We start from the raw sequence: 19,788 nt of genomic DNA on the forward strand, positions 1-19,788 counted from the left end.
AAACGCAATTGTTTTACCGGGAAGGAAGATGCATAGTGAATATGAAACTGATTGATTGGCCTACTTTTATTGGGGCCCTTGTCTTACTCTTGGCAGTAACGGTACCGCTTGTATTATTTCCAGAGGCCGGAAAGGAATTTGTTAATCAAGCCAACTCGTTTATGACAGGTACATTTGGAGTTCTGTATATTATTATGGGACTAGTCGTTTTTGCCTTCTTAATTTTTGTAGCTTTTAGTAAAAATGGACTCATTAAATTAGGCGATGAAGGTGAAAAACCTGAATTCGGCACGTTCTCATGGGCAGCTATGCTGTTTGCTGCTGGTATTGGTTCAAGTATATTGTATTGGGGTGTCATCGAATGGGCTTATTATTATCAGGGCCCGCCATACGGTCTTGCACCTGAATCAATGGAGGCAATCCGGTGGTCCACAGCTTACGGCATATTTCACTGGGGGCCTATCGCCTGGGCGATCTATACATTACCTGCTTTACCGATTGCTTACTTTTATTATGTTAGAAAGAAACCTGTATTAAAGGTGAGTGAATCGGTCCGTCCGGTTTTAGGAAAATCAGTTGATGGACCTTTAGGCAACATTATTGATGTATTGTTTATGTTTGGGTTGTTAGGAGGGGCAGGAACAACACTAGCTCTAGGAGCCCCGATGATCGCTGAAGGCATTAGTGAGCTAACCGGTTTAGAAGTCACACTAGGACTTCAAGCAGGTATCATGCTCGTATGTACTGTGATTTTTGCCATTAGTTCATACTCTGGTCTGAAACGAGGAATCAAGGTATTAAGTGATATCAATATATGGCTCGCTTTGTTCTTGCTTGCTTTTATTTTCATTTTTGGACCTACCCGATTTTTAGCAGAAACAACTGTTAACTCAGTAGGAATAATCATGGATAATTTCTTTAGGATGGCAACTTGGATGGAGCCTTTTGGAAATCTAGATCAGTTTGAAGAGACACGTTTCCCAGAATCATGGACTATTTTCTACTGGGCTTGGTGGCTTGTGTATGCACCATTTGTCGGCTTATTTGTAGCTCGGATTTCAAGAGGCCGAACGATACGGCAAATGATTTTAGGAACTATGATTTATGGAACCATTGGATGTATTCTATTCTTCGGGATTATGGGGAATTTCGGTTTGTATCTGCAGCTGACAGGTCAATTCGATGTCGTCGTTTTTATGGATGCAAATGGTGCGCCGGCAACGATTATTGAGGTCATTAATCAGCTTCCCTTAGCGAAGTTTATGGTATTGGTCTTTACAGTTCTTGCGATTATCTTCTTAGCAACTACCTTTGATTCCTCTTCATATATTTTGGCTTCTGTTGTCCAAAAAGAAGTTGAGGGAGAGCCGCTTCGCTGGAATCGACTATTTTGGGCTTTCGCGTTAAGTATTATGCCGTTAGTGCTGATGTTTCTAGGAGGATTAGATACCTTGCAGACGGCTAGTATTGTCGGAGGGTTCCCGCTGATTTTTATCATGTTTCTGTTAGCTTGGTCATTTATAAAAGCATCGAATACAGATATCCGGGCCTCTGATGATTACGAACCTCCTACCATTCATATCAAAAGATGGAAAAAACGTAATAAGAAGAAAAGACGTTCAGCTCTTGAGGTGTTTGAAGAGAAAAATCGAGAAGATAATGAATAACGCTGCACAGACCTGCTTTTTAAACAAGCAGGTCTGTTTATTGTTTCGGAAAGAGCATAGAGGGAAAATGATTAACATAAGGGGGCGATTGGGTGCTGCTAAATAGCATAGGCCTATTGATCGTAGGGATTGCTGTGTTTATTTTGATCATCATCGTGGCATGGAAAATTTTCATAAAAAAGAAACCGGTAGATAGTTCTTATACTCCTTTCGATTATATAACAGGCCAAACCGACAAAGAATTCCATGAGAATGAGGAAATCATCGTTGAAGAAAAAGAGGATAACGATAGAAAAGAAAAGGATACTCTGAAGTAAGAAGCCGCTGAGGCGATCCAGCGGCTTCTTACTTCAGTTTGAGGCGCGTATAGTATTTATACAATTATACAATATAGATAAGGATATAAAGAATACTTGCTAAAATTGCGGAACCACTAATACCATAGATGAAATCTGTAGAATTATATTCGGCTTGCTTTCTCATAATAGGAGCCCCTTTCTATAAATACAAAATCTTGTCAGTCTCACTGTTTCTTCATAAATCTACTGAATAATTACTGCACGAAGCGCATCGGCTTTAAATTCTTATACTTATTAGACGGATATAAATGGCAAAAGGTTTCATTTTTATGACAAAATATTTCATTTTTGTTACAAAAACGATGATGACATGGAGTATATTTGTTAGTAATGCTTAATCTTTGCTTGTTCCCTCATTTAAAAAATGGCAACATTCCCTCTGCCAAACATGCATTTAGATTATATTGATAAGGACGCTGTAATCGCTTTAGTATTAAAGTATAGGAACGAAACAAAAGAGGGAGGAAACATACAATGTCTGAACAAAATAAACAGACAGGGATAAGGGCGTTAGTGCAAAAGTTTGGCAGCTTCCTTAGCGGAATGATCATGCCAAACATTGCTGCCTTTATCGCCTGGGGGATTATTACAGCATTATTTATAGAGACGGGCTGGGCGCCAAATGAGGATCTGGCCGCATTAGTTGACCCGATGATTAAATATTTACTGCCATTATTGATTGCTTTTACTGGCGGCCGTATTATTCACGGTTTACGCGGGGGTGTTGTTGGTGCCACTGCAGCTATGGGGGTCATCGTAGGAGCAGACATTCCTATGTTTATGGGCGCCATGCTTATGGGACCTATAGGTGGATATGCAATTAAATGGATCGACAAGCTTTTTGAAGGAAAAGTTAAGTCAGGATTCGAAATGCTCGTTAACAATTTTAGTGCCGGGATTGCCGGAGCTATCTTAGCCATTATCGGTTTACAAATCATTGGACCGATTGTTACTGGAATTACCTTAGCTTTAGGTGCAGGTGTCGAAGTCATGATCAATGCGGGACTTTTACCATTAGTCAATATATTTATTGAACCTGCAAAAGTTCTGTTTTTGAATAACGCTATTAATCATGGAATTCTGAGCCCGATTGCAGTAACGCAAACAGAAGAATTAGGAAAGTCCATTTTATTCTTGTTGGAAACAAACCCTGGACCAGGACTTGGTGTTTTACTTGCTTTTTCGATATTCGGAAAAGGGATTTCCAAACAGTCCGCCCCAGGGGCAGCTATTATCCACTTCTTCGGGGGAATTCATGAAATTTACTTTCCTTATATTCTGTCCAAGCCGTCCTTAATTCTTGCCCTTATTGCAGGTGGTGTATCAGGGACAGCTACATTTGCCGCATTTGGAGTCGGACTTACATCTACGGCATCGCCAGGCAGTATCATCGCAGTGCTTGCGCTTACGGCTAGAGGGGACTATATAGGAGTGATTGCTGGTGTACTTGTAGCTGCGGCTGTTACCTTTGTAGTCGCTGCCGTTATTCTGAAGTCTGGAAAACAAGAGGAACAGGACATTACAGCAGCTACTTCCAAAATGGAAGAAATGAAAGGGAAGAAAAGCCGTGTCTCTGATCAATTGACTGCAAATGAGCCACAGGAATCGGCTAATGACGAGACTCAAGAGGCTCCTCAGATCAACCAAGGAGCTATTGATAAGGTCATATTCGCCTGTGATGCGGGTATGGGATCAAGTGCTATGGGTGCTTCGTTATTAAAGAATAAATTTAAAAAAGCTTCGATTGATATCAACGTAACGAATATGGCGATTAACGATCTTCCTTCAGATGTGGATATTGTCATTACCCATAAAGATTTAACAGAAAGGGCCAAACAGAAAGTTCCGAATGCTCATCATATTTCTGTTGAAAACTTCTTAAATAGTCCGAAGTACGATGAATTGGTTAGTGAATTACAGGAAAGTGAATAAATGAATGAGGTTGGGACAAAGTATATTTTCTTCGCTGAAACAGCATATCGCTCGTCTTCTCACTTAAGAGATTTAGTTATGTCTCAGCCTCTTTCTACTTTTTAAGGAAAGGAGGGATAATCGATGTTTATATCTGCAAGGGAAAGAAAAATGCTTCAGCTTCTGGTTGATTCAAATGAAACGGTACCTATAAAAGAGTTGGCTGAATCCCTTGATGTAAGTGCAAGAACCATTCACAGGGACTTGCAGGGAATCGAGAAGGTTCTTCGGGAATATGGACTGCTTTTGCAAAGACAAGCAGGCAAAGGAATGGCGATCGAAGGAGATCAAGCGAGCAGGGAAAAGTTAAAAGAAGCGATCGTTTCACACGAGGCTATAGATTATACGCCTGAGGAGCGCCAGGTACTCATCTTATCTAAGCTGCTTGAAGCTAACGAACCGGTTAAACTTTTTTCCTTAGCTGCAGAATTAGGTGTGACGGTAGCTACGATTAGTCATGACTTGGATAGGATGGAAGAGAGGGTCAATGATTTTCAGCTTGAACTGATTCGCAAAAGAGGGTATGGAGTTGAGGTTAAAGGAAGTGAGTCTCATATTCGCGAAGCGATCAGCTTATTAATTATGAAGCATATGAATGAGTTAGACTTTATAACGCTGCTTCGTGAGAACGTGAATGATACTTCGCTCGATCAAGTCTCAGAACAATTGCTTGGTCTGGTAAGCAGGGAAAATATCTCACTTATTGAAACAACCGTCGAATCCATTCGCCCCTCTTTACACTATGATTTAACAGACCATGCTTATATCGGTTTAGTCATCCATATCGCTTTAGCTATTGAACGCTTACAACAAGGTGAAGTTATCGTTATGGATGAGGAATATTTACATTCTTTAAAGGATTCTAAGGAATTTGAAATGGCTGCAGAGCTGATTGAGAAACTTGAGAGTACCTTTGAGATCGATATACCAGAAGATGAGACAGGCTATATTACGATGCATCTTATGGGGGCAAAGATCCGCTATGATACAGATGCCATAATTGAGGACAGCAGTCTAAGTATTGCTTTTAAAGCTAAACAGCTTATTGAATTTGTCTCAAAGGCAACAGGGCAGGAACTTCATCATTCTACACAGCTGCTTAATGACTTGGTTGTCCATTTGAAGCCGAGTGTATATCGAATTCAGCAGCAAATGGATATTCAAAATCCATTGACCGAGCAGATTGAACAGGATTATCCTGACTTGTTCAAGACTGTACAGAGTGCAGTTATACAAGTGTTTCCCGGTCTTGTTTTTCCTAAAGAGGAAACAGCCTATATCGTGATGCATTTTGCCTCGGCGCTGCTAAATATGGAGGGAGCCCGTGGCCTTCGGGTATTAGTTGTTTGTTCCAGTGGAATGGGTACTGCCAAAATACTTGCTGCCAAACTTCAACAGCAGTTTTATCAAATTGAAGAGGTAGATCATCGTTCCCTGTTTGATTTAGAAAAATCGGATCATCAACAGTATGATCTTGTGATATCTACGGTTCCTATGAGAGATTACACTGATTATGTGTTAGTCAATCCGATGCTTCCAACGAAAGATATTCAAAAACTGCAACACGTTATTCGAAAATTAAGAATGGATGAGCGAATGAAACAAGCTAAGCCGGTTACCAGCCTTCCTCTCAAACATGAATCGAAGGAAGATATCCAGTATTCAATTGAGTCCATTCAGGCTTATGCGGAAACTGTTACGGAAGTTTTGAAGCATCTATCCATCATACGTACTGCTGAAGCAGATAAGGAGAAGGTGCTGCTTGATGCTTGTCAGTATTTAAAAGAGATTAACGTTGTACATGATGTCTCTAAGGTTGCAATGGCCTTACTGAAACGAGAGGAAGCTGGCGGTTTAGGCATTCCCGAAACCAAACTTGCGATTTATCATACGAAATTAAAGGAAATAGCAAAACCATGTTTCACCCTCGTTCATTTAGAAGAAGCAATCGAGGTGCAAGGAATGGACGGAGAGAACATGAATAGTGATTCCTTTATTGTGATGCTCGCTCCAGCTGATTTGTCTCTCCGCGGGAATGAAGTGTTAAGTTATTTAAGTTCCATAATTATAGAGGATGAAGAAAGTACGAAGGTACTGCACTCTCACGACGAGGAACGAATGAACATTTATTTTTCTAACAAACTATACCAATTTCTACAAGAAAAACTTTCAAATTAAAAGGAGAATGAACATGTCTGAAACTATTTTAACTACAAACAATATTGTCTTAAACGAAAAGTTTGATGGGAAGGAGGAAGCGGTTCGCTTTGTAGGAAACTTGCTTCATAAACAGGGGTATGTCGAGGAAGAATACATTGGCCAAATGCTTGAACGGGAAGAAGTAACTTCTACTTACATGGGAAATTATGTAGCCATACCACACGGGACAGAAGACGGAAAGAAAGCAGTGAAGGAAACAGGAATTACGATTGTAACGGATCCTGAGGGAGTTGACTTTGGTGAAGGGAATATCGTGAAATTACTGATTGGTATTGCGGGTAAAGGAGATGAGCACTTAGAGGTGTTGTCTCAAATTGCTCTTGTATGCTCTGAAGAAGAGAACATTGATAAAATACTGCAGGCTGATTCCAAGGAAGATATTCTTGCCATTTTTGAAGAGGTGAATTAAATGCTGGCGGTTCATTTTGGTGCAGGTAATATCGGAAGAGGCTTCATCGGTGCTTTATTATATAAGGCAGGTTACGAAATCGCATTTGTTGACGTTAATGGCGAGCTTATCGATCAAATAAATGATAGAAAAAGATATACGGTTGAGCTGGCCGGATCTGATGAAGCATTAGAAGTGACAAACATATCAGGCGTCAATAGTTTGACTCACCCAGAAGAGGTCGTAGAACAGATTAAACAAGCAGACCTCATTACAACGGCCGTAGGTCCTTCAATTCTACCAAAAGTGGCTCCTTTGATAGCTGAGGGATTAAAGAATAGAGCAACTGCTGTTAATGTGATTGCATGTGAAAACATGATCGGGGGCAGTGATTTGCTTAAGAAACACGTGCTTTCACACTTAACCCAAGAAGAAGCAGCACGTGTAGAGGAAAGAACAGGTTTTCCTAATGCCGCAGTCGATCGAATCGTTCCGGGGCAAGCCCATGACGATAAATTGAAAGTGACTGTCGAGCCTTATTTTGAATGGGTAGTGGATTCATCCTCATTTAAAGGTGAGACTCCAGAAATCGACGGGTTAAAACTTGTGGAAGATCTGACTCCCTATATAGAAAGAAAGTTATTTACAGTGAATACAGGACATGCTGTCGCCGCCTATTTAGGTAGTTATTATGGACTGCAAACGATCAATCAGGCCTTACATGACGATCGAATTCTTCCTAAAATAAAAGGGGCCTTAGATGAGTCAGGCGATGTCCTCATTAAAAAATATGGATTTACAAAAGGTGAGCATGAACAGTATATAGAAACAATATTATCAAGGTTTGCGAACCCGGAATTATCGGACGAAGTGTCTCGAGTCGGTCGCGCTCCGAAGCGTAAACTGGGAGCAAATGACCGCTTAATTCGTCCGGCTGTTGAATATGTCGAATGGAATAAGGAAACACCGGTTCATTTAGTTGAAGTCATTGCAGCGGCCTTACTCTACAAACAGGACCAAGATCAGGAAGCAGAAGAGATTCAAGTCTTAGTAAAAGAAAAAGGGGTTAAAGCTGCCCTGATGGAAGTATCTGAACTCAAAGAAGGGCATCCTTTACTTCAATCCGTAGAAAAACAATTTCAATCCATGCAATGACCATTTAAAAATCCTCTCTAGGAGTACTCCTAGAGAGGATTTTGCTGCTTCTGATATTCCTTTAGAACTTTTATTACCTCATCATGGTGATCGTCGAGGAAACGAAGTCCATAATGATAAGTCGTACCAACTTGTTTAGTCCAGACAATTTCCGAAATAAAGTGCAACGTATGGTGAAGAATCGTCGTTTCAAGAAAAAGCTGAATATTTCGCTTAGCTGGAAGTTTAAAACTGGTAGCAAGAAGCAGACCGCCGGCACTTATATTAACAATCTGTCCGCTGCCTTGTGAAGGATAAGCCGATTCCTCATTGTGATTGACCACTTTGAAATATGCTGGAATCATTTCTTTAAAATCATACCTCAGAATCTCTTGCCGTTTATAGCGCATAGGATCATCCTTTCTCGTTAGGTTTTATACATGAAGACTAGATTTGTTCACTTTCTATTCGCTCCTTCCCACAATAGCCCCGTTTGTTGAATCTGAGTAAAGTTCCGTGTTCTTAATATGTAAGGGGGTAGGAAACCACTCACTTTCCGCGAGGCTGGGACAAAAGTGTTTTATCAAATAGAAGTCCGAACTATAGAAACTATGATGGGTGCATATAAACCGCTACGAAAATATACTTCGCTTTCCGCGGCCCCACGTCCTGTGGGGCCATTGAAAGCGAGTTATTTCCTCAACCACCTTCTCCTCATCCAAAATTATAGGAAAATTATAACATGACCGATTAAGGAAACCTATACTTTATAACTGTCTATAATCTTTGCAAATTTCTGATACAATAGAAGTGATTTATAGAGACGTAAAAAACGATTGAAAAGGATGGTCGGGATGACAGTTTATAAACCAACTTGGGATTTAGATACTATCTTCAAAGGGGGAAGCCGCTCAGAAGAATTGAAAGGGTACATAGAAGAGACAGAAACTCTTTTAAGCGAATTAGAAAAGCTCGTTTATCAATTTTTGCCACCGAAAAACCCTGAGCAGACAGACCAGCTGACCTCAATTATTGATAAACTCCAGGTAACATCAAAGCATTTGGGAGAGTTTGGTGCCTTTGTAAGCTGTTTGACAGCTCAAAATGTCGATGATAAAGCGGCTGGATCTTTAGTCACGAAACGAAGTGAACTAGACGCATGGTTCAGGAATGTTATGACTGAGTTTGATCAGAAATTAGTTCAAATCGACGCACATGTTTGGGGGAGTATGCTGAAAATCCCATCTCTTGCCGAATTGGCGTTCGTGTTGGAAGAACGCAGACAACAAGTGAAGGATAAGCTGGATGCCACTCAAGAGTCATTAATGAATGACTTATCAGTAGATGGCTATCATGCGTGGGGACAAATGTACGATACGATCGTTGGGAAAATGAAGATAGAATTGGATGGGGAGACGTTATCAGTTGGTCAAGCTGCTAATAAGTTGGATTCTTCTGATCGAGATCAGCGAAAAAAAGTATTTGATGAACTCCAAGGTATCTGGACCGAACAATCGGATTTGTTCACAGAAACACTGAACCATCTCTCGGGTTTCAGGCTGCAAACTTACAAGCACCGGGGATGGGATGACGTTTTAAAAGAACCGCTTGAATATAATCGCATGAGTGAAAAGACATTAACCACTATGTGGGAAACAATCTCAAAGTATAAAGAGCATTATAAAGAGTTTTTACAGAGAAAAGCGCAATTACTCGGCCAAGAGAAACTGAGCATGTATGATGTGGGAGCCCCCCTCGGGGATAGTAATCAGAACATGAATTATAATGAAGGGGCACAGTTCATCATTGAACAATTTGAGAAATTCAGTCCCAAGCTTGCGGAATTCACTTCAATGGCTTTTGACAAGCAGTGGATTGAAGCGGAAGATCGGCCTGGGAAACGTCCAGGAGGATTTTGTACGAGTTTTCCGGACAGCGAACAAACCAGGATATTTATGACCTATTCGGGGTCCCTTTCTAATGTAGCCACACTGGCTCATGAACTTGGACATGCCTATCACCAGCATGTCATGAACGAGCTGCCGATCATGAATCAAGGATATGCGATGAATGTGGCAGAAACAGCTTCTACGTTTGCTGAAATGATTGTGGCTGATGCCGCGGTAAAAAATGCCGGCAATGAGGATGAAAAAATAGCGTTACTTGAAGATAAAATTCAACGCAGTGTTGCATTTTTCATGAACATTCATTCTCGCTTTCTTTTTGAAACAAGATTTTACGAAGAACGAAAACAGGGAACAGTTTCTACTGAACGGTTAAACGAATTAATGGTGGAGGCACAGAAAGAGGCCTATGCAGACAGCTTAGATGAATATGACCCAACATTTTGGGCCTCAAAACTTCATTTCCACATTACAGATGTTCCTTTTTATAACTTTCCTTATACATTTGGTTATTTATTCAGTCTTGGTGTGTATGCGAAAGCAATTGAGGGAGGCCGCGATTTTGAGGATCAATATATCGCTCTTCTGCAAGATACAGGGCGTATGACGGTGGAAGAGCTGGCTCACAAGCATTTGGATGTTAATCTTGAAAAGCCGGATTTTTGGGAACATGCGCTTGAGCTTTGCCGGGCAGATGTGGAAGAATTTCTAAAGCTCACGTCATAATCTTTAAACGTTGAATCAAGGAGGTAAAATTTATGGAAAAAAGGATACCTGACGAAGAGAAGCAGGAAAAAGTGAATGCATTAGATGGCTGGAAACTGGATGGCAAGTTCATTGTCAAGCGATTTCGGTTCGGGGATTTTCTAACAGGAATTCAGTTTGTGAATAATGTGGCAGAGTATGCTGAAGATATTCAGCATCATCCGTTTATCAGCATTGATTATAAAATGGTCACAGTTAAGTTGACTTCCTGGCAGGCGAAAGGATTGACAGATCTTGATCTCGAATGTGCAGTTAAATATGACAGCCTTTATAAGCAGATAACAGAATAGGAGAACAATTATGCGTGTATTTCTAATCACTTGGTCAGTTGCCTTAGCAGCAGGTGCACTGACCTTTTTCTATCAAACGAAAATTCTTATCAGTCCTCCTGTGTCATTGGTGGAGGCCGTGATTTTTTGTACGGGGACACTAGTTGCAGCTGCATTCTTTATTTGGGCTTTGAAGGAATCACCAAAGAAGTACATCCTAGTTATTTCCTGGGCTGCGATCGTCTTTTTCATGTGTGCGCTGCTGCTGGCCATTTTAAATCAAGTTGTGATGAGAAATAATGAAGGGGCGCTTTTCATTATGGACGCAGCCTCTGTGGTTGCTTCAGGAGCGGTTGCAGTTTACGGGGGAAATTGTATTAAGTACAAGCGAAAAGAAAGAAGTCGTTCATCGGAGTGATGAGCGGCTTCTCTTTTTTGCTTCGTAATTATGTTAGGTTAGAATCTTTCTGCGCTAAGTTAGAATTTTTCTTTGTTAGGGGAGAATAATTCGGTTTTAGGTCAGAACTCCAATAAGTTTGGGGCGAATCCGTTAGTTTTTGGGCCGAATCATCGGTCGTATGGGCAGAATAAAAATTTACTCGGAATCTAGTAATGCCTGTACATGATCAAAGGTAAACAAACTTTGTTTCTGTTCTGGTGGCGCGATACATTCTACAAACTCCTCTGTGAACGGATGAGTAAAACTTAATTTCGCGGCATGAAGAGCTTGTTTGCCAAGGGAGTGTGCTTCCCCGCCATAAAGTTCGTCGCCAAGCAAAGGGTGACCGGCATAACTTAAGTGGACGCGAATTTGATGAGTGCGCCCTGTGCCTAGTCTCAGCTTAACGAGAGAGGCTCTCCGATCATCACTATATTGAATCCGTTCGTAAAACGTTTCAGCATGCTGTCCGCCAGCAGACACTCTTCTTCGTGCGGGATGATGACGGTCTTTACCAATTGGCTGTACAATTGTACCTTGAGCTGGTTTGATTTTACCGTGCACCCACGCCAAATATGTTCTGCTAATTTCTCTTCTCTTCAACAAATTGCCCAGCAATGCAATCGCAAGTTCATGTTTCGCAAATAAAATGGCTCCCGAAGTATCACGGTCTAAACGGTGCACGTACTTTGGAGTGGATTCAATTCCATTAGCCTGGAAATAAAAGGCCACTGCATTAACGAGCGTATTCGTCTGTTCAGGTCTGTTTGGATGAGTATCGACTCCTGCTGGTTTATTGACGACGAGTAGGTGATCATCTTCATATAAAATGGTGATGTCAGCATAAGCAGGGGTCACTTCCAATGGACGAGGTTCAAACAATTTGATGCGGAGGGAGTCTCCTTCGCTCACATGCGTTTGTTTCCAATGCCTCGATTCATTGTTCAATGTTACACTCCGTTCCGTCCGATGTTTATGAAGGAGTTTTCTAGGGACTTTCCATTCACTCTTTAGGATCCGTTCAATTGTATAGCAATCCCATTTTTTGGGGATCGTAATTTCAAACCATTCACCCTGACGTCTCGTTTTCATTCATTTCACCTTTTTCTCTTAAATCTGTTTCCTATTGTACTGTGAATAGATAGGATTAGAAAGGGTTTGAGAAAAAACCTACCATCTTCATGTGTACCCGATTCGAATTAAGTGCATAATAGGTATCGACAAATCTCGTTATGTGTTATACTAGACAGGTTGAATAATTTGCGATTTGAAAGAGGTGTGTGCTTCATGCAACACAGAAACGATATTCGTAACATTGCGATCATCGCACACGTTGACCACGGAAAAACAACGCTTGTGGATCAGATGCTTCGCTATTCTGGTACATTCCGTGAGAATGAACACGTGGATGACCGTGCTATGGACTCTAATGATTTGGAAAAAGAACGCGGCATTACAATCTTAGCGAAAAATACCGCGATTAATTATAATGATGCACGAATTAACATTCTCGATACACCAGGTCACGCCGATTTTGGTGGAGAAGTAGAACGTATTTTAAAAATGGTAGACGGTGTATTATTAGTTGTTGACGCTTATGAAGGTTGTATGCCACAGACTCGTTTTGTTTTGAAAAAAGCATTGGAACAAAAGTTAACACCAGTTGTTGTTTTGAACAAAATTGACCGTCCTAATGCTCGACCTAATGAAGTGATCGACGAAGTTCTTGATTTATTTATCGAGCTTGGTGCAGACGATGAACAGCTGGAGTTTCCTGTTGTTTATGCGTCCGCATTGAATGGTACGTCCGGTGATGAGCCTGAAGATCAGAACGAAACAATGGATCCGATCTTTAAGCTGATTATGAATAATATTCCGGCTCCTGTTGATACACAGGATGATCCGCTTCAATTCCAGGTTACGCTCCTTGATTATAACGATTACCTTGGGCGTATTGGAGTTGGACGTGTGTTCCGCGGAAGTATTAAGGTAGGGCAGCAAGTGTCACTTATGAAGAAAGATGGTTCCGTCAAAAACTTCCGGGTGTCTAAGCTGTTTGGCTTCATTGGTCTGAAACGTATCGAGATTGAAGAAGCGAGAGCCGGTGACATTATTGCTCTGGCTGGTATGGAAGACATTAACGTTGGAGAAACGGTTTGTCCGCCAACTCACCAGGAAGCAATGGAAATTCCGCGTATCGATGAGCCGACCCTTCAAATGACATTCCTAGTGAACAACAGTCCATTTGCAGGCCGCGAAGGAAAGTATGTAACTTCCCGTCAAATAGAAGAACGTTTATTGACACAATTAGAAACAGACGTAAGTTTGCGTGTTGAACCTACAGATTCTCCTGATGCCTTTACCGTATCAGGACGTGGAGAGTTACACTTGTCTATTCTTGTGGAAAATATGCGTCGTGAAGGCTTCGAACTTCAGCTTTCCAAGCCGAAAGTTATCTTGAAAGAAGTCGATGGAGTAACGTGTGAACCTATGGAACGTGTTCAAATTGATACACCTGAAGAATATCAAGGCGCTGTTATGGAGTCGATTGGAATTCGTAAAGGTGAAATGCAGGACATGGTTAACGACGGAAACGGTCAAGTTCGTCTTGAATTCCTCGTACCATCACGTGGCTTAATCGGGTATTCTACTGAATTTATGACACAAACTCGTGGTTACGGAATTCTGAACCATACGTTCGATGGCTATGCGCCCCTGAATAAAGGGCAAGTAGGCGGACGTCGCCAAGGTGTGCTTGTTTCTCTTGATAAAGGGAAATCTTCTACCTATGGTATTATGAACCTTGAAGACCGCGGCACAATTTTCGTAGAGCCGGGTACAGAGGTTTATGAAGGAATGATCGTAGGCGAACACAGTCGTGAAAATGACCTAACCGTTAATATTACAAAAGAGAAGCACTTGACTAACGTGCGTTCAGCAACGAAAGATACGACGAGCACCATTAAAAAGACTCGTCAGCTAACGCTTGAGGAAGCAATCGAGTACTTGGACGATGATGAGTATTGCGAAGTTACACCTGAAGCAGTACGACTTCGTAAGAAATATTTGAATAAAAACGAACGTGAGAAAATGGCTAAGAAGAAAAAACTTCAGAATGCAGAGTTGTAATTCATAAAAACGTCTGATCCATTTTGGATCAGACGTTTTTTTGTGTTATTTAGTTACTTGAACGGTTTCTTCCTGATGACCATGAATCTCTTGTTCAGGTTTTTCGTAATGAATGGTTACTGTGTACTCTCCTTCAGAAGGGAACGTATAGGCAGCCGTGTACTCACCTGGGTTCATTTCTTCAGCGGGAACGTATTTATGCTTGTCCAGCTGGTCAGAGCTTATTTCAAATTTCACCATAGCGTTTTCAAATGGTTTCTCTTTGTGATTGATGTGCGTAGTCAGTGTCGATTCCTCAGCTGTTTTAAATTCGTGATCATTCATAAAGTGAACCATGAATGCGCTGTTTCCATGACCGTGGCTATGCCCCTGAGCTGATTCACTCTCTCCACCGTGACCATGGTCGTCTTCCTTCTTGGCAGCTTCCTTACCTGCTACTTCGACTTCAACTTGAGGCATTACATGCATAGTGCTTGTCTGAGTATGAGCAATCACTACATAGGTGCCTGGTTTTTCAAAAGTATAGGCAGCCTCATAGACCCCGCCGTCCGTATGCTCAGCTTTCACCATATCGGATTGCTCTTGTCCTGCCTCAGAATGCCAGATTTCGAATTCAACAGACTCAGCATCTGTCACCTTTTCTTCACCTTTGGTAACAACGGCTTGAATGACTGTTTCCTCTTTCAAGGGAAGAGGCTCTTCCTTGAATTGCACCTCAACTTCCGGCATTATGGGTTCTTTACTGCTATTTGTACTGGAATCTTCACTTGCCTCGTTTTCGGTAGAGGATCCACAAGCCGCAAGTACGAAAATTAATCCAAAAAAGACGATTATGTTTGCTAATTTCTTCATGTCAGAATCTCCTCTATTTTAAGTTAGTCAAATGGTCATACTCATCATAACATGTAGAATCCTGGGATGGCATGCCGTTAAAGCTGGTTGTTGTGGCAATGGTGTGACACTGTTTTTTCTACTAAGCAATCGATTCATTTTAACTAATGGATCATAAATTAAAAAAAAACTGACCTGAACGGTCAGCTTTTTCTCTAATCATCCCATTTATAGTTGTAAAAGGCTTCTCTAGTTACCCATTTTAATGCTTCTGGATCGTTGGCTCGAATTCCTTCATCAAGGGTTTCAAGCATCCTGGCTGTCTGAGAAATGTGGGCACGCATTGTGTTCAGCTTTTGTTCCTGAACATTTGTTATGTCATGGACGACATCTGGTTCACCAAGTTCCTCTTCCGTATTATTGGCAAAGGCGACCGCATGAAGTTTCGGACGTTTAGCTCGTTCGATTTGTGTTAAAGCACGGACAACAGCTCTTGCTGTCGCTTCATGGTCAGGGTGAACGGCATACCCCGGATAAAAGCTGATTACTAAAGAGGGCTGCAGTTCATCGATTAACGCACTGACAAGCTGAGTCATTTTGTGATCGTCTTCAAATTCCAATGTTTTGTCCCGCAGTCCAAGCATACGTAAGTCTTCAATTCCCATCGCTTTCGCAGCTTTTTGCAGTTCTGTACGACGGATATCAGGCAGTGTTTCTCGAGTAGCAAAGGCAGGCATGCCAAGATTTCGACCCATCTCACCAAGTGTTAAACACGCGTAAGTTAGCGGTGTGCCTTGATTAATGTAAGAGGCAATCGTCCCTGAAACACCGAATGCTTCATCGTCGGGATGTGGAAAAATGACTAGGACGTGGTTTTCTTTTTCGATCATATGTGTATCGCTCCTTAAGAGGGTATCTAATTCTACATTATTACGCAATTGAGTTAGTTTTTAAAGCTATTTGTTTGCATTTAAACAGGTTTAGCAGAGTATGGAAGAAGGAATAAGACCATTAAGAAGAGACGGAGAGGAGTTCTTTCTTTTATGGAACAAAGAATCAATCATCTTGTTGATTGGCTGCAAACGAAGGTAAAGGAAGCAGGGGCAAAAGGAGCATTGGTCGGTGTCAGCGGCGGCATTGATTCAGCTGTAGTGGCAAAGTTAATTAAACGAGCCTTCCCAGATAAATCGCTTGGAGTGATTCTTCCAATCAATCAACGGGTTGAAGACCAGACGGATGCCGTTGCAGTGGTGGAGGAAGCCAATCTCAATTATGTTGGAATAGAATTAACGGATGCTTATAATGAGACCTATTCAGCTATACAAAAAACGCTGGTAGAAAAGGGAGATTGGAATGAAGAAACCTCCCAGCTGGGCGGAGCAAATTTTCAAGCCCGATTACGGATGAGCACCCTGTACGCAGTGGCCAGTAATTATGGTTATTTAGTGGTTGGTACAGATAATGCGGCTGAGGATTATACAGGTTATTTTACAAAATACGGAGACGGCGGTGTGGACTTAGTTCCCTTGATCCATATGAGAAAAGAAGAGGTACGGGAAATGGCCGAGTACTTACATATCCCTGACTCAGTGATCAAGAAGAAGCCAAGTGCTGAACTGTGGGAAGGTCAGTCTGACGAAGAGGAAATGGGTATTTCCTATAAGGCGATCGATGCCTACTTGCGCGGAGAAAATATTGACCCTGAAGATGAGCGACGACTTCAAGCGCTTCATGATCGAACAGAGCATAAGAGGCAAGTTCCCGCCGGCCCTCCTAAATATGAGGACGAGTAAGGATGGCCCAAAAAACTGCTTTACTCATTATCGATATGATTAATAAAATGGATTTTGACGGCGGCGAGGCTCTGCTGGAAAATACGAAATCCATAATGGACAACTTAAATCGTTTAAAAAAAGAGGTCAAGCAACGAGGCATTCCTGTAATCTATGTAAATGATAATTTTGGGCTATGGCAAGATAATAAGACCGACCTTATTGAGGAATGCAGAAAGGGAATCGGCCGTCCTATCATTAACGGAATTCTCCCGGAAGATGATGACTATTTTATTATTAAACCTAAACACTCCGGTTTTTACGGGACCCAATTGAATATTTTGTTGGGGCAGCTGGGCATTTCCAACTTGATCTTAACCGGGGTCGCAGGGGATATTTGTGTTTTATTTACAGCCAATGACGCTTATATGCGTGAATTTAACTTATGGGTTCCACGAGATGGAATAGCCTCAGAGAAAGAAGAAGATAACGAAAATGCGATTAAAATTATCGAAAGGTCACTGTTTGCGCATACAGCCAAAATCTCTAAAACCGATATTGATAAGGTTTTTGATTATTGACATTTCTGAGGGAACTGTATATTCTAAAGGTAGAGAACGGTATGTTCTGCCATTTAATTCCATTCTTTAAAGGAGAATGTTTGTATGAGTGTTGTTCTTAACTAAATCCGTTAATTGGATACTGTTCTGAAATTTTGAGAAAGACATGCAATATGCAGGTCATATTTGTGTTTTCTAAATTTTTCAGAAATAGTTAAGAGCGAGCATTCTCATAGCAGAAGCATCTGATATACAAGCTATGGCTTACTTAGTCATAGCTTTTTTTATATCACTTAAATGGCGGAGCACCAAAAAGGCGCAGCAATGTGTCTTTAGGTTCTCCATAAATAACCATTTCAGCTGCGATGAGCCTTTGAGCTTATGGCGGCTTTTTTATGGTTGAAAATAGGAGGTAATCAAAGTTGAACAAGGTAACCTTTCAAACGTTAGAATTTCATGAGATTTTATTGGAAGTGAGCGGCTACGCATTAACCGATAAAGGAAAAGAAACGATCTTAGCATGCAAACCATCAAACGATAAACGGTTGATTACTCATTGGCATCAGGAAGTTGATGAAGCAAAAGCGATCCTCTCGAGCTCCGGTAATGTGCCTATTCATACCTTGAATGATGTCACTCAAATGCTGGAACAAGCCAAAAAAGGCATGTTAATTCGGGCTGATCAATTTTCCCGGCTGGCTTCATTTCTAGATCATTGCACAAAATTAAAACGGTTCATGAAAGGGAAAGAAATCATGGCTCCGACGATTAGTCTGTATGCGTGGTCAATTGCGGATTTAACTATACTGGAAGAAGAATTACATCGGGTCATCCGGCATGGTCAAGTGGACGACTACGCCTCTAAAGCCTTAGCGAAAATCCGCAAAAAAATAGCATCTAAAAGCATGAAGATTAAAGAGAAAATCGATCACATGACAAAGTCTGCTAAGTTTAAACCATATATGCAGGATAAACTCGTGGTCGAAAAGAATGGGAGATATACTCTTCCAATTAAGAAAGAAAATCGAAATAAAGTAAAGGGATCCATTGTGGATCAGTCTTCTTCAGGAGCTACTTTATTTATTGAGCCCGAGGAGGTGACAGTTCATCAAGAAGAGTTGCATATTCTTAAAATTAGTGAGGAGCAAGAGGTGGAGCAAATCCTCTACACGCTGACGAACACGGTTACATCCTACGAACAAGAGTTGTCTATTGCCATGGAAACGATGCATAAGTATGATGTTATTTTTGCAAAAGCGAAGTACAGTCAGCACATCAATGGAAAGTCAGTAACTATAAATGAGGAGGACATCATCAACTTACAAGAAGCCAGACATCCGCTGCTTAGGGAACAAGCTGTGCCTTTGACGATTACGATGGACTCGGATGATCGAAGTTTAGTAATTACAGGACCGAATACAGGTGGGAAAACGGTTACTCTTAAGACAGTTGGACTTCTGGTAATAATGGCGCAAGCAGGTATTCATATACCAGCGTCAAAAGGAAGTACGCTGCCTCTATACCAACACGTGCTTGTTGATATCGGGGACGGACAAAATATTAAGGAAAATCTAAGCACGTTCAGTTCAAGACTAGTGAACATCATTGAAGTGATGAGGCAAGCCAACGAGTACAGTCTTGTGCTGCTTGATGAATTAGGTTCTGGAACGGATCCGGGAGAGGGAATGGGTCTAGCTACAGCTATTTTAGATCAATTAGCTGATAAAGGGGCCAGAATATTAGCTACTACCCATTATAGTGAGATGAAGGATTATGCAGAAGGGAAACAAGGATTTATCAATGCTGCCATGGAGTTTGATGTTGACACACTGCAGCCAACGTATAAACTTATCCTGGGTGCAACAGGGAAAAGTCAGGCATTTGATATCGCCTTAAAGCTTGGTTTACACCCGAAGATTCTTGAAAAAGCTTACGCGATTACGTATAAACAGGAAAAAACTTTTCATGTCGATGATACATGTTTAAGGAAGCTTGATTATAGCCAACAAGTTGCCGTTAACCGTTACGGAAAGGTGTCTCGATCGAAAGGGAAGGTTGATCATACATCAGCCGAATTCCAGATGGGAGACAATGTTACCATTCAAGCAACAGGGGAGACGGCTATTGTCTATAAAGGGCCAGACCAACGGGGGAATTATATTGTGCAAATTAAAGGAGAAAAGCAGACCATTAATCATAAGCGGTTAAAGCTTCATATCCCAGCAAAAGAACTTTATCCTGAAGACTACGACTTTGATATTATTTTCAAATCAAAAGAGTACCGTAAAATCAAACATCAAATGGGGAAGAAGCATGTGGAAGGGCAGTATCTTGAGGAGGAAGAATAAACAATTCCTTCGGTTATTTATATAAGGTCGTG

At 41.3% G+C, this 19,788-nt stretch carries 17 protein-coding genes; 13 read left to right on the forward strand and 4 right to left on the reverse strand.

Translation table 11 applies throughout. From position 1 onward, the window contains the following. The first annotated feature begins 35 nt into the window (after nucleotides 1-35). The 6 genes from G6R08_RS15715 (at nucleotide 36) to G6R08_RS15740 (ending at nucleotide 7,760) form a co-directional block, all read left to right on the forward strand. Nucleotides 36-1,667, forward strand: a complete 1,632-nt coding sequence (locus G6R08_RS15715) for a BCCT family transporter (protein ID WP_163529197.1) — start codon at nucleotides 36-38, stop codon at nucleotides 1,665-1,667. A gap of 92 nt (nucleotides 1,668-1,759) precedes the next feature. Further along, the gene (locus G6R08_RS15720; protein WP_163529199.1) at nucleotides 1,760-1,984 is read left to right on the forward strand and encodes a DUF3951 domain-containing protein; all 225 of its coding nucleotides are present in this window, start codon (nucleotides 1,760-1,762) and stop codon (nucleotides 1,982-1,984) included. A 516-nt stretch (nucleotides 1,985-2,500) separates the two neighbouring features. Continuing rightward, nucleotides 2,501-3,958 (forward strand): PTS mannitol transporter subunit IIBC, encoded by a 1,458-nt coding sequence (locus G6R08_RS15725; protein ID WP_163529201.1) that lies wholly within the window; start codon nucleotides 2,501-2,503, stop codon nucleotides 3,956-3,958. 123 nt (nucleotides 3,959-4,081) lie between these two features. Further along, nucleotides 4,082-6,175, forward strand: coding sequence for a BglG family transcription antiterminator (locus tag G6R08_RS15730; protein WP_163529203.1), 2,094 nt, complete (start codon nucleotides 4,082-4,084; stop codon nucleotides 6,173-6,175). Between the two features lie 13 nt (nucleotides 6,176-6,188). Continuing rightward, on the forward strand, nucleotides 6,189-6,626 hold the full coding sequence (locus G6R08_RS15735) for a PTS mannitol transporter subunit IIA (protein ID WP_163529205.1): 438 nt from the start codon (nucleotides 6,189-6,191) through the stop codon (nucleotides 6,624-6,626). Further along, the gene (locus tag G6R08_RS15740; protein ID WP_163529207.1) at nucleotides 6,627-7,760 is read left to right on the forward strand and encodes a mannitol-1-phosphate 5-dehydrogenase; all 1,134 of its coding nucleotides are present in this window, start codon (nucleotides 6,627-6,629) and stop codon (nucleotides 7,758-7,760) included. Nucleotides 7,761-7,789: 29 nt separating this feature from the next. Here the strand turns inward: G6R08_RS15740 and G6R08_RS15745 are convergent, their stop codons facing one another. Further along, nucleotides 7,790-8,149 carry a PilZ domain-containing protein gene (locus tag G6R08_RS15745; protein ID WP_163529209.1) on the reverse strand — a complete coding sequence of 120 codons (360 nt, stop codon included), beginning with the start codon at nucleotides 8,147-8,149 and terminating at the stop codon, nucleotides 7,790-7,792. A 444-nt stretch (nucleotides 8,150-8,593) separates the two neighbouring features. Between G6R08_RS15745 and G6R08_RS15750 the strand changes: the two genes are divergently transcribed. Genes G6R08_RS15750 through G6R08_RS15760 form a run of 3 tightly spaced genes read left to right on the forward strand, consistent with a single transcriptional unit; the run spans nucleotide 8,594 to nucleotide 11,095 of the window. Continuing rightward, a complete protein-coding gene (locus tag G6R08_RS15750) occupies nucleotides 8,594-10,369 on the forward strand; it encodes a M3 family oligoendopeptidase (protein WP_163529211.1) in 1,776 nt (591 codons plus the stop codon). Nucleotides 10,370-10,401: 32 nt separating this feature from the next. Then, a complete protein-coding gene (locus G6R08_RS15755; RefSeq protein WP_163529213.1) occupies nucleotides 10,402-10,698 on the forward strand; it encodes a 4a-hydroxytetrahydrobiopterin dehydratase in 297 nt (98 codons plus the stop codon). Nucleotides 10,699-10,708: 10 nt separating this feature from the next. Beyond that, nucleotides 10,709-11,095 (forward strand): hypothetical protein, encoded by a 387-nt coding sequence (locus tag G6R08_RS15760; protein WP_163529215.1) that lies wholly within the window; start codon nucleotides 10,709-10,711, stop codon nucleotides 11,093-11,095. Between the two features lie 177 nt (nucleotides 11,096-11,272). Here G6R08_RS15760 and G6R08_RS15765 read toward each other — a convergent pair whose 3' ends face one another. Beyond that, a complete protein-coding gene (locus tag G6R08_RS15765; protein ID WP_163529217.1) occupies nucleotides 11,273-12,208 on the reverse strand; it encodes an RluA family pseudouridine synthase in 936 nt (311 codons plus the stop codon). A gap of 195 nt (nucleotides 12,209-12,403) precedes the next feature. Between G6R08_RS15765 and typA the strand changes: the two genes are divergently transcribed. Further along, nucleotides 12,404-14,245, forward strand: a complete 1,842-nt coding sequence (gene typA / locus G6R08_RS15770; protein ID WP_163529219.1) for a translational GTPase TypA — start codon at nucleotides 12,404-12,406, stop codon at nucleotides 14,243-14,245. Between the two features lie 45 nt (nucleotides 14,246-14,290). On the opposite strand, the gene G6R08_RS15775 is transcribed toward typA, so the two are convergent. Beyond that, nucleotides 14,291-15,097 carry a FixH family protein gene (locus G6R08_RS15775; protein WP_163529221.1) on the reverse strand — a complete coding sequence of 269 codons (807 nt, stop codon included), beginning with the start codon at nucleotides 15,095-15,097 and terminating at the stop codon, nucleotides 14,291-14,293. Nucleotides 15,098-15,291: 194 nt separating this feature from the next. Next, the gene (bshB2, locus tag G6R08_RS15780; RefSeq protein ID WP_163529223.1) at nucleotides 15,292-15,966 is read right to left on the reverse strand and encodes a bacillithiol biosynthesis deacetylase BshB2; all 675 of its coding nucleotides are present in this window, start codon (nucleotides 15,964-15,966) and stop codon (nucleotides 15,292-15,294) included. 153 nt (nucleotides 15,967-16,119) lie between these two features. Here bshB2 and nadE point away from each other — a divergent pair, with 153 nt between their 5' ends. The 3 genes from nadE (at nucleotide 16,120) to G6R08_RS15795 (ending at nucleotide 19,756) form a co-directional block, all read left to right on the forward strand. After that, a complete protein-coding gene (nadE, locus tag G6R08_RS15785) occupies nucleotides 16,120-16,869 on the forward strand; it encodes an NAD(+) synthase (protein WP_163529224.1) in 750 nt (249 codons plus the stop codon). A gap of 2 nt (nucleotides 16,870-16,871) precedes the next feature. After that, on the forward strand, nucleotides 16,872-17,429 hold the full coding sequence (locus G6R08_RS15790; protein WP_163529226.1) for a cysteine hydrolase family protein: 558 nt from the start codon (nucleotides 16,872-16,874) through the stop codon (nucleotides 17,427-17,429). A 401-nt stretch (nucleotides 17,430-17,830) separates the two neighbouring features. Then, the gene (locus G6R08_RS15795) at nucleotides 17,831-19,756 is read left to right on the forward strand and encodes an endonuclease MutS2 (RefSeq protein ID WP_163529228.1); all 1,926 of its coding nucleotides are present in this window, start codon (nucleotides 17,831-17,833) and stop codon (nucleotides 19,754-19,756) included. Nucleotides 19,757-19,788 lie beyond the last annotated feature (32 nt).

The sequence above is a fragment of the Halobacillus ihumii genome (assembly GCF_902726645.1).
Classification (GTDB): domain Bacteria; phylum Bacillota; class Bacilli; order Bacillales; family Halobacillaceae; genus Halobacillus_A; species Halobacillus_A ihumii.